Raw genomic sequence first — 9729 nt, 5'->3', positions numbered from 1 at the left:
ACTTTCACCAAAGATTGTGTCACCGTGCGTACTGCCTCTTAGGTCATCATTTCCCGAGCCTCCATAGAGGAGGTCTTTGCCTCCGGATCCTTTCAAAGTATCCTCTCCCTCACCACCTTTAAGAACATTTGAATAATCATTCCCTTTTGCATAATCGTCTCCTGAGCCAAGAAATACATTTTCTATCCTGCATCCAAATGCTACCCCGAGATTTCCGTGCTGCTTGTTTGACCACCTAGAATCAGCTACATCAAATGACAATGTCGACAACTCCCCTCCCTTGATATACACAGATAGGCCATCATCGAAATTTTGAAAATCAAAGGTGTCATCCCCGCTTGCATCCCAAATTGTTTTATAAAAAGGTGTTGAGCTATCAAACGTATAAATAGTATCGCCAGAATTGGTCGTTTGGTTTGCGCCATAGAGATGCTGCAATCCAGAAATATCCCATGGCATTGGGGTTGAACTGACACCATATTCACGCCCATTCAACAGAAAACTTGCATCGTGAGAGTATTCATCAGATAGTACGGTATGTTCCCAATTGCGGACGGTATCGGGTATAGGGTAATTGGGATTATCAGGATGCTCTAACCCTAGAGAGTGAAGTATTTCATGAACCATTACTGAATTAGCAGTTGGGGTCTCCCCATTGGCAGCTAGTCCATCTCGTTCCACAAGGCCGCCAGAGAAATTACTTTCAGAAAAATTTTGATTGAACCAAATATCTCCACCTCTAGTTTTAGTGCTTGGGGGATCTGCAGTGGCATAAATACCAGGCCTAAAATTTCCCTGCTCATCCGTGATGGTATTAAAGCCTATTCGTATTGTGCCAACGGTTGTTGAATCAGTGACTTCTTGAAACTTGATATTGACAAAGGATTCCAAGTTATCAAATATTTTGCGAATATCATTTTTCTGCTTTTGACTAAAATCGTGAGTTGGTTTGATGATTTCATTGACATCATCTCCATAGCCCAAAATCGATGTTTTCCCAATGAAGCTAAAAGTAATTGTTGTTTTTCCTGCCGTTTCATACTGTTCATCGCCCGACCAACGAACTGGCAACTCAGAGCGCAGTCCAGTGTTAAGCAATGCATTTTTATGAAGCGCTTCACCCCATTGCACATCAACCAAAGACTGCTGACTTCTATAGGGAGTTTGATTATTTTGAGTCAAAACCGCCAGACACTTTCTCTGAATATAATCATGACAAGTCAAAGCGACTTTAGAAACCCTAATGTCTTTATGAAGTCAATAGCATCAATCCCGTCAACAGAGATATCTGCAACTATTCCTCAGACTCTATTATTTAAATAATACCTTGAGTCATTGATTCTAGTTGACTAATGCTTAAGTTGTCTCCCACATAAACCGCCTCTAGTACTCCTGAGGCATAAATTCCAATCCCACTCAGCGTCTCTCCAAGATTACTCTGATGACTCACGTTGCCAAAGTTCAACTCATTGCTTTCAACCCCTTGAACATAGATTCTATCAAAGCTATCTAATTCAGTGATCTTGTCTGCTTTCTCGCCATTGGGGCTATTGCCAGCATCACCATATATCCAGTTCTCTGCCCATTGGTCGCTCTTGAAATACAAGCTATCAACTGCTCCATCGGCTTCATCTTCAAACGTGTTCAGTCCAAATCCCCCATAAAGAGTGTCACCACCAGCTCCGCCGATAATAGTGTCGCGTCCATTGCCTGCTTTCAGGACATCATTTCCAGAACCTCCTTTCAAGCTATCTCCGCCTCTCATCCCGGCCAAAGTGTCGTCTCCAGATCCTCCTGTCAATACATCTTTTCCGTTAGTTCCTTTTATATCGTTTGAATAATCATCACCTTTACGATCGATGCCGTCTGGGGTATAAAGCTCGATCCCATCACCAAAGTCTTCAAACTGAAGATTAACAATTCTTTCACTTGGCTTTGAGATCACGGCCGAAATATATTCATCAAAAAGACTCTGCCCCAATGGATTATCTCTTTCAATTGATAGACTACTTAAATGGGAATCAGACCATTCGGGAGCAAGGGAACCACCATCTACATGAGTTTGTATCATCCCCCAATTAGCGTAAATCAAGCAATAAAGATATTCCTGCTTGAGCATTGTCTGAAATTCTGGATCACTTTGATCGCCACCTGAATAATTTTCAGTACTGTAAACACCGTTGTCTATGGCTTCCTCGTAGGCTTTAGTAATGCTACTTGCCCTTGAATTGTAATCGAACTCTTTCTCGTAGACTCCGGACAAACCGAACCTGGTGATGGTATGCAGTATGTGTTCAATCACTTCTGTAGCTTGTGTATTGCCAGACTCTGAATCTACTTGCCATATAAAGTCAGTATTCAGCGTAGAGTCCATAAGCTCATCCCACCCAGTCTCTTCGCTTAGATCGGGCTTGTAACTGTCATAAGAGGAAACTCCTACTCGCTGAATGACTTCATTGTCGGATAAGTATGAAATCAACTCATTCTGCTTGCCTGAATCAATGATTGAACCTGTATTGGATAGCAATTCTTGGACAACACGAGCAGCCTTTAACACAAATTGCTTATCTACGCTTTGCTGACCTCCAACATTACCCATGGAGACAATCTTAATACCGTTTACATCGACAAAATGGCTGAATGGACCCAAGTCAACACTTCCCGTATAATGCCCTGCAGATCTACTCATTGACAGTCCCTTTTGAATTAAGGGTAAGCCCGCATTTATGAGCCCCAGGCGATGTTCCGTTTGTCTTAATTACTCTTGCCGATGGATTTGTCTCTAAAAGAAAATAGAATCAACATCTCGAGGCATTTGTTGAACAGACTTTATCCCATATTAGCGAGAGTAACAGGCCTTATTTTGCGAGCTGACACCTACCCCCCTGCATAAATAAACCCCGCCATTGCTGACGGGGTGAATGTTTTGTCGGGAGATGGATAGCGACAACATCAACGCCCCCTGCTTTTCCCTTGCGGGTCTTGTATTGCTTTCAGTCCGAAGACTTCAGGCTTCCCGACAAAACTATTTTTGAATTAGACCTTCGAGCGGTCATAGCCCTTCACGTTGAACTCCCAAGTGCGTGAGCCTTCCTGGTAGACGGAAACGGTGATGTACATCTTTTTGGCGGTCTTCATGCGTGCCTCTAAACCAGCCACGTTTTGAATAAAGACAATCTCTGAGCTGTGATCAGCGGCGCCTTGGCAGCCGTAACGGGTAGCAGGACCGTTGTCAAAGCGAATCAGAACAGAGGTGTTGCTATAGTTGTCACAAAGCAGCTGCCCCTGATCAATCTGCAAGAAGGCATCGACGCCATGACGAGGGTGGTTGCGAACAGTGAATCGACCGTACTGAGTCCCTGAGTAAGGGAAGCCGAAGTTCATGCTGTTCTTGCTGGTCAGCCTTGCGGTTTTGGCACGCTTACCAGTGGCATCGTCGATGTATCCGGAATAGGTCCACTCGCCACGGGCTTCACGCTCAGCTCTTTGTCTTGACAAGCGTTCCTGCCTGGCCTTTGCCTCTTTAGAATCCTTTTCTTTTGCCTCTGCAGCTTTTTTGGCCTTTACCTCTTTGTGCTTGACGTAGGCAACGGCGTACTGCTCTTGTTGCTCTTCGCTCAGGTACTTGGTCTTGACGCGGTCACAGGCAGTAGTGGTGCCTTTGATGGCGTCTGAGTTGTGAACGTTGATGCAGCGTTCGGCGTCACGCAGGTTGTCAGCTTTAAGCGTGTCTTGAGTCTGTTGACTGAGGCTGGCTCCAAGGCCAATGGCGGCGATAAGTCCTACACCAGCAAAAATAGCGACTGCTTTGTTTTTCATTTGATTCCTGTGTGTTGTGAGGCTCTCGCCCCGTGAACACACCATCTCCGTTCCAGCTGGGAAGCACCTCCCCCATCCGAGGGATTTAATCAGCGGGTTCCATCCCCCATCTGGTTGGTTTACGGAAGCTCCCTTCTGTCCCTACTGGCGGGGATTTAGCAAGCACCTGTTTTCTTGCAGCTCGGGATGTAATCAGAGCTGTATGGGTTCTGATATTTCGAGTACGGGTTCTGATATTTGGAATACGGGTTTTGATGCTCCGAGTACGGGTTTTGATACTCCGAATAGGGGTTGCATTGTTCGCTGTAGCAAGCGGCTTCAGCAGTCGAAGGCATAAGGACATCCACCGCGAGGAACGCGGTGGCACCCATCAGGGCACCTGTGACGCCACCAACCAAGCCAGAAGCAACAGTGCGATGCAGACCTTTCATCAGTTCGATTCGTCTGAAGACAAGGTCTTTGAAACGGCGCTGAAGCACCTCCCCCATCCGAGTGATTGTTCAGGCTGATTTCATCGATTCGCATCCCCCATCTGGTTAGAGGCTCACCCCCAGGTGCCAACCCGTCAGCCTGTCCTGCTCTTCCGCCGTCAGGAACGAATACAGCCAGTCCAACAGCAGTTCCTCCACCACTGGCTCAGCTAAGTCATGAACGCCCCCCACATGGCTGACCTATGGAATCAGCAGGCAATTGACGTGTAATTGCTGCGTTAGCAAGACACCAGGCAGTCAGGCAGTGCATTTCTGCCCCGCTGTGCCAAAGGGTGCGCCAAAGACGGACCACCTGTGGTCGGTTACTGCTGCTGCTTATCCCCCAAGTGAGGGAGGTGGTCCCAGTCGTAGCGATGGTTGAATCCGGGCATGGAAGTCGTAAGCACCCTTCTCCTCCTCCTCGGTATCTGTTGGGTCTTCTCCCTACTGGATAAGTGGAGCAAGCGACCCTTCACTTCAACGAAGGACGCCGCGCAGAAGCCAAGACCCACCCCATCGACTTACCAGGGGAACGCAGCTCTAAAACCTGGCGTCCAATACGGACCACCAACTTCAAACCAAGAGGGAGTTCTCCGAAGACCTGTTGGGGACTGCATCTGTGGATGCAACGGGGTGCCTATGACTCACTTAGCGGGCTACTCAATTGACTACGAGGCATACAAGAGGTGCCCTGCCCGTAATAGGCGTAAGAACACTGGGTCTTTCATCAACGACAGGGGTATTCGGGAAAGGTGGGTTCCGGCTCCCAGGAAGGCTTACTCCCCAAGGCCAAGGCCCTATGTCCCAAGGGGGCCAAGCCAGACAGAGCTTCTACAAAAGGCTCGTCAGAAGAAGAAGGAAGAAGAGACCAGAGCAGAGGCACTGCGTATCGCAAACCAGCAACCTGCTCTTGGGGCTGCGGAGGCAGAGAGGAGGGGTCTGCCTACCTATGTCGGTAAGGACTGTGCGATGAAGCACGGGGGTGTCAGACACACCAGGAACAGTGAGTGTGTGATGTGCCGAAAGGCGGACCAGCGGTTAAGGGGTGCGATGAGACGAGGTGCCTATCCCAGAACCCTTTCTTTCAGTGAGAAGAGGCGTATTGAAGAGATCTACGAAGAGTGCCGAAGGAGGACACGAGAAACAGGGGTAGAGCACCATGTCGATCACATCAAGCCTCTTGCCGCAGGAGGGGAACACCATCCCGACAACCTTCAGATCCTTACTGCTGCTGAGAATCTTTCGAAGGGAGCCAAGTGGGACGACTAAGCACCCCTTGCTTGCTGGTCATTGCTGTTGTTGGGCTTGTTCTTGCAGCGCCTTCCTGATGGCATTGCGAACGAACAGACCGCCTGCCTTGCCCATCGCTTTGATGGCGTCGTGATCGCTGGCATAGATGCGCACGGTTAATGGGCTCTTGCCCAGTGGTTCCTGCCCCTGAGGGACGGCGTATTGATGTTGTCTGAGGTGTTCGACTGAACCCACGCAGTGACGCGTTTACATGCCACACAGGCTAACGGTGGCGCAATAAATCACCAGCGTTACCGTGAAGCCTTGCGATTGATGCCCGCATGTCTGCAGCGCCCACTGATTTGACCAGTGACATGGCGGCGATTGCAGAGCATCACGAGGAAGGCATCAGGTTGCACCGTGAGGGTGGCTTCACTGAAGAGGAGTGGAGTGAGCACCAGCGCATCACCTACACAGCGTTGATGGTGCTGGTACTTAATGCGAAAGCCCATGCTGGTGGCTCGTCTCGCATCCATGTAGACGCTCCTAGGAACGCCTTGGTAATGGCATGACTGCTGTATGTGCCAGAGCCGCTGCACTGCTAAGTAGATCCTTAATTCAGGCTCCACTCATGCCGCACCCAAGACTTTGCATCGCATGCCCGATCTCCACGGTTGTATTGGAACTTCCCATCTCGATCGACATCGTCGAAACACTCTTTATCTGGAGAGACCGATAGTCTCAGCACGTGACAAGGAGGTATAGGACGACGAAGATTTTGAGCCTGAGACACATCTCCTACCAAAGCGAGAGGAGAAAGGACGGCAATAGCGGTGGCAGGAGCGATTACTTGCAGAAGTCTCATTTCATGACTGCAATGCACGACATAGGGGTATTGTGGTTTTAGCTTGATTTATGACGTGTAAGTTGCAACGAGTGGAAAAATAGATCAATCTAGTTCTAGCAGTTTCACCCAACCCATGCGTCAGTTGGTGTTTTTCATTTTTATGGCTGGACTCGTATTACCTGCGAGCGCTGCTCCGATTTATTTGTCTTGCAAATTAGAGAACGATAAAATCACTTCGTACGAGATAATCATTCATCCGAAATACAACAAAGCAACAATAATGACTATAATCGATGGCATCAGGCTTGGTAGTTACAGTGATCATGAGTCCCAGTGGAAATTAACCATTGAGCCTGATGCGTATCATTTTACTAATCGACGAATTGACGGGGGAGAAAAGAGGACTCATGGTATCGATCGCACAAATGGTGATTACTATTTTTACGCCAAAAATTTAAGTGATCACAAGGTCAGAGTCTCGCAAGGTAAATGCCGCAAAGTGTCGCCCCCAAAAACACTCTTCTGAATCTATCTTTTGCCTGAAAGCTTGTTGCTTTGGCTCATACGACGACTTGAAGATATCGAGAATATTATTAATTCATTCTTCGCACGGTTCCCCCATCAGGAACAGAGCAATGCGAGTGTTTTGAGGCATGGGTAAGACGTGACTGCCATGAGTGTTCCCCGCTCTGTTCAAGCAATAAAAAACCCCGCCATTGCTGACGGGGTTAGGCACTCGGACTAAAGAGTCAGAAAATTAGTCGTGAAACTCAAAACTCTGCATTTCTAACAATAATCACGTAAAGAGATTTTCCAAGCCAAAATAAGTCGTAGAATATCTATGGCTTGAAATAAATCAGAATGCAGCAACATTTGAATCCATTTCGAATTCGGATACCCACCCATTACTAATTACAGTTTGAATAAGGTCATGTCGCTGCGTCGATGACAGCTTATCCCTAAAATCAAGTACCCCAATTGAAGACTCCAAAGAATCCATGAGTTCAATCCTTGAGACATGATCCGAAAACCTAGAACTACTCGAAAGAAAATCCTTTATTTTATTGAATTTTTCCTTGCGCTCATCAACATCGCCATCAAAAAAAGTTATGACTTTGTCGGTGATTTGACCATGGTCAATCGAGTCAACATTTGACTTTGTGATTGTCGGTACATACTCGATCAATGGATCTCCCTCAAATGACTCGAATGAATCAATTTCATGGATCGTTGAACGTTCGTCCGCCTCATAATTTCTAGTTGGCTTAATACCACCCATCAGCTTCCGAAAATTAAACCTGCCACCGCTAACTGTAAATTTTGATGCGTCAGGTATCTTGTCTACTCTATTGAGAACTCTTTTTTTAACTTGATCCCATTTCATGTCGGGATTTCTGGCCCAGAAAAAACTAATTGCACCTGCGACTAGAGGTGCTGCCATAGATGTACCACTTTTTTCAATAAGACCAGAAGTTGAATAATGGCGACCGGATAGAATCGATTGACCAGGTGCTAATAAATCAACACTCCGACGGCCATAGTTTGTACCCCATCCCCAGTTCTTCGGATGAACAAACCAATCAGTAGGATCAGATGCTGCCACTGAGATGATATTACCTAGGTTGTAAGCAGCAGGGTATGCTGGGTTTTTATCTATATTTTGAAATTCATTTCCTGCAGCAGCTATAACCAATGCTCCGGCATTGCCTGCCGATTTAATTGCATTATACATTCCCTTGGAATATGCACTGCCTCCAAGGCTCATATTAATAACCTTTGACCCTCTGGCTCGTGCATAATTGATTCCTCTAATTACATTTGCAGTTGATCCTCCATTCCTTCCTAAAACTCTTACAGGCAAGTAGTATCCTCCAGGATTTGATCCTACGATTCCGGTGCCATTAGCAGCTGCATTTGAGATTCCAGCAACATGCGTACCATGTCCTGATTCGTCATTCGCATTGTTGTCATTACCGACAAAGTCCCAGCCCGCGATATCGTCAACAAAGCCATTTTTGTCATTATCTAGGCCATCTAGTGGTTCAGAATTACTCCACCTTGCTAGATTTTGCGAAAGATCAGAGTGACGATAATTAACTCCAGTGTCAAGGATCGCGACCAAATTCTGTCTCCAAGCCTTGTCATGGTTAATCCCTAAACTTGGGTAAGAATATTTGTTAAATACTGCATCCGCTTCAATATCCTTGCCAGCACGATACCCACTTCTTTGACCCGTATTCCTAAGTGACCATTGGTGTCTATAGTTTCTATCCCTTCTCTGCCAACCGGTGGCAAGGATTGAATTATCGAGTGGCGTTGAATCACCATCATCCGAAAAATAACCCAAGTATTGATTGAAGTTCGTTTCAACATCCTGCCCTTTCTCTGATTCGGCAGTAAAAGAATTTGATCTACTTATAACCCGCCAGTTACTGTCGAATTTTATTTCTTGCAAAAGACCACTTTTACTATTCTGATATATGCCCGTATTTTTCTCGTTAATCCTATCAAGTGCGATAATTTTCCAGCCGTTTTGATCGTTTCTTAGTCCACCACCATTTTTTCTTCTCAACCTAAAATTCTTTGATCCATCTTTATTGCCAGCATAAATATTGCCGTCCCCTCCAATGAAGGCTGTGACATTTCCGTCGTCTTCTATGACTTGCCAGTCTGCTGATAGTGGGTCAGAAGTCTGTACAGAATATTCTCCAAAAAAATCTGGATTACTGAGATTCTTGGGGTCGGCCACTATGTTCAGATGACGATCAATCCATAATGTGCAGCTTGAATCCTTCTATGGCAACACCGGAAACAAAAATCCGATCGATTTGTACCACCAGTTTTTTTTAATATTTATTGCTATTTGCTTCTTTGGCTGTCAACTAAAATTTCAACACTTTCCCTTAACAACTAACGCCCCCACTTCCCAAGTGCCAACCCAGCAGCCTGTCCTGTTCTTCCACGGTCAAAAACGGGTCAAGCCAGTCCAGCAAAAGCTCAGTCACTGCAGGCTCTCCAAGGTCTTCGATGCCCCCATAGAGCCAACGCTTGAACAGGTCAGGGTCATTGGCGCGTAGGGCTGCAACCAGTTCCCCCATCAGGAACAGGGCAATGCGGGTGTCTTGAGGCATGGGTAAGACGTGACTGCCATGAGTGTTCCCCGCTCTGTTCAAGCAATAAAAAACCCCGCCATTTCTGACGGGGTGAATGTTTTGTCGGGAGATGGATAGCGACAACAACGCTCCCTGCTTTTCCCTTGCGGGTTTTGTATTGCTTTCAGCCAACAGACGTCAGGATTCCCTAATTAACCCATCAAGCATCCACTCCAGTGGTCATGGATTGCAGCTGACTTGAAGTTAAGTC

Annotated in this window: 11 protein-coding genes; 3 read left to right on the top strand and 8 right to left on the bottom strand. The window is 46.6% G+C overall.

The features are described from left to right. From DXY29_RS12980 to DXY29_RS13820, 5 genes are all read right to left on the bottom strand, one after another. Positions 1–1224: matrixin family metalloprotease (locus DXY29_RS12980; protein ID WP_170952101.1), on the bottom strand; the 1224-nt coding region annotated here is incomplete at its 3' end. Between the two features lie 91 nt (positions 1225–1315). After that, positions 1316–2650, bottom strand: a complete 1335-nt coding sequence (locus DXY29_RS13630; protein WP_244279300.1) for a calcium-binding protein — start codon at positions 2648–2650, stop codon at positions 1316–1318. A gap of 386 nt (positions 2651–3036) precedes the next feature. Beyond that, the gene (locus DXY29_RS03645) at positions 3037–3819 is read right to left on the bottom strand and encodes a hypothetical protein (RefSeq protein ID WP_115023034.1); all 783 of its coding nucleotides are present in this window, start codon (positions 3817–3819) and stop codon (positions 3037–3039) included. Positions 3820–3974: 155 nt separating this feature from the next. Next, on the bottom strand, positions 3975–4307 hold the full coding sequence (locus DXY29_RS03640) for a hypothetical protein (RefSeq protein ID WP_115023033.1): 333 nt from the start codon (positions 4305–4307) through the stop codon (positions 3975–3977). 48 nt (positions 4308–4355) lie between these two features. Next, positions 4356–4481 (bottom strand): hypothetical protein, encoded by a 126-nt coding sequence (locus DXY29_RS13820; RefSeq protein ID WP_256377594.1) that lies wholly within the window; start codon positions 4479–4481, stop codon positions 4356–4358. A gap of 198 nt (positions 4482–4679) precedes the next feature. On the opposite strand from DXY29_RS13820, the gene DXY29_RS03635 reads away from it, so the two are divergent. Beyond that, positions 4680–5558 (top strand): HNH endonuclease signature motif containing protein, encoded by an 879-nt coding sequence (locus DXY29_RS03635; RefSeq protein ID WP_115023031.1) that lies wholly within the window; start codon positions 4680–4682, stop codon positions 5556–5558. Positions 5559–5576: 18 nt separating this feature from the next. Here DXY29_RS03635 and DXY29_RS12975 read toward each other — a convergent pair whose 3' ends face one another. After that, positions 5577–5774 (bottom strand): hypothetical protein, encoded by a 198-nt coding sequence (locus tag DXY29_RS12975; protein ID WP_136987712.1) that lies wholly within the window; start codon positions 5772–5774, stop codon positions 5577–5579. An 86-nt stretch (positions 5775–5860) separates the two neighbouring features. On the opposite strand from DXY29_RS12975, the gene DXY29_RS12970 reads away from it, so the two are divergent. Then, positions 5861–6091 (top strand): hypothetical protein, encoded by a 231-nt coding sequence (locus DXY29_RS12970; protein WP_136987711.1) that lies wholly within the window; start codon positions 5861–5863, stop codon positions 6089–6091. A 408-nt stretch (positions 6092–6499) separates the two neighbouring features. Continuing rightward, positions 6500–6892, top strand: a complete 393-nt coding sequence (locus DXY29_RS03625) for a hypothetical protein (RefSeq protein WP_115023028.1) — start codon at positions 6500–6502, stop codon at positions 6890–6892. Between the two features lie 330 nt (positions 6893–7222). Here DXY29_RS03625 and DXY29_RS03620 read toward each other — a convergent pair whose 3' ends face one another. Both DXY29_RS03620 and DXY29_RS03615 read right to left on the bottom strand, forming a co-directional pair. Next, the gene (locus DXY29_RS03620; RefSeq protein WP_115023027.1) at positions 7223–9115 is read right to left on the bottom strand and encodes a S8 family serine peptidase; all 1893 of its coding nucleotides are present in this window, start codon (positions 9113–9115) and stop codon (positions 7223–7225) included. Between the two features lie 154 nt (positions 9116–9269). Continuing rightward, the gene (locus DXY29_RS03615; RefSeq protein WP_115023025.1) at positions 9270–9497 is read right to left on the bottom strand and encodes a hypothetical protein; all 228 of its coding nucleotides are present in this window, start codon (positions 9495–9497) and stop codon (positions 9270–9272) included. Positions 9498–9729 lie beyond the last annotated feature (232 nt).

The organism is Synechococcus sp. UW69 (assembly GCF_900474185.1).
GTDB lineage: Bacteria > Cyanobacteriota > Cyanobacteriia > PCC-6307 > Cyanobiaceae > Parasynechococcus.
This window is presented reverse-complemented; position numbering and strand designations above follow the sequence as displayed.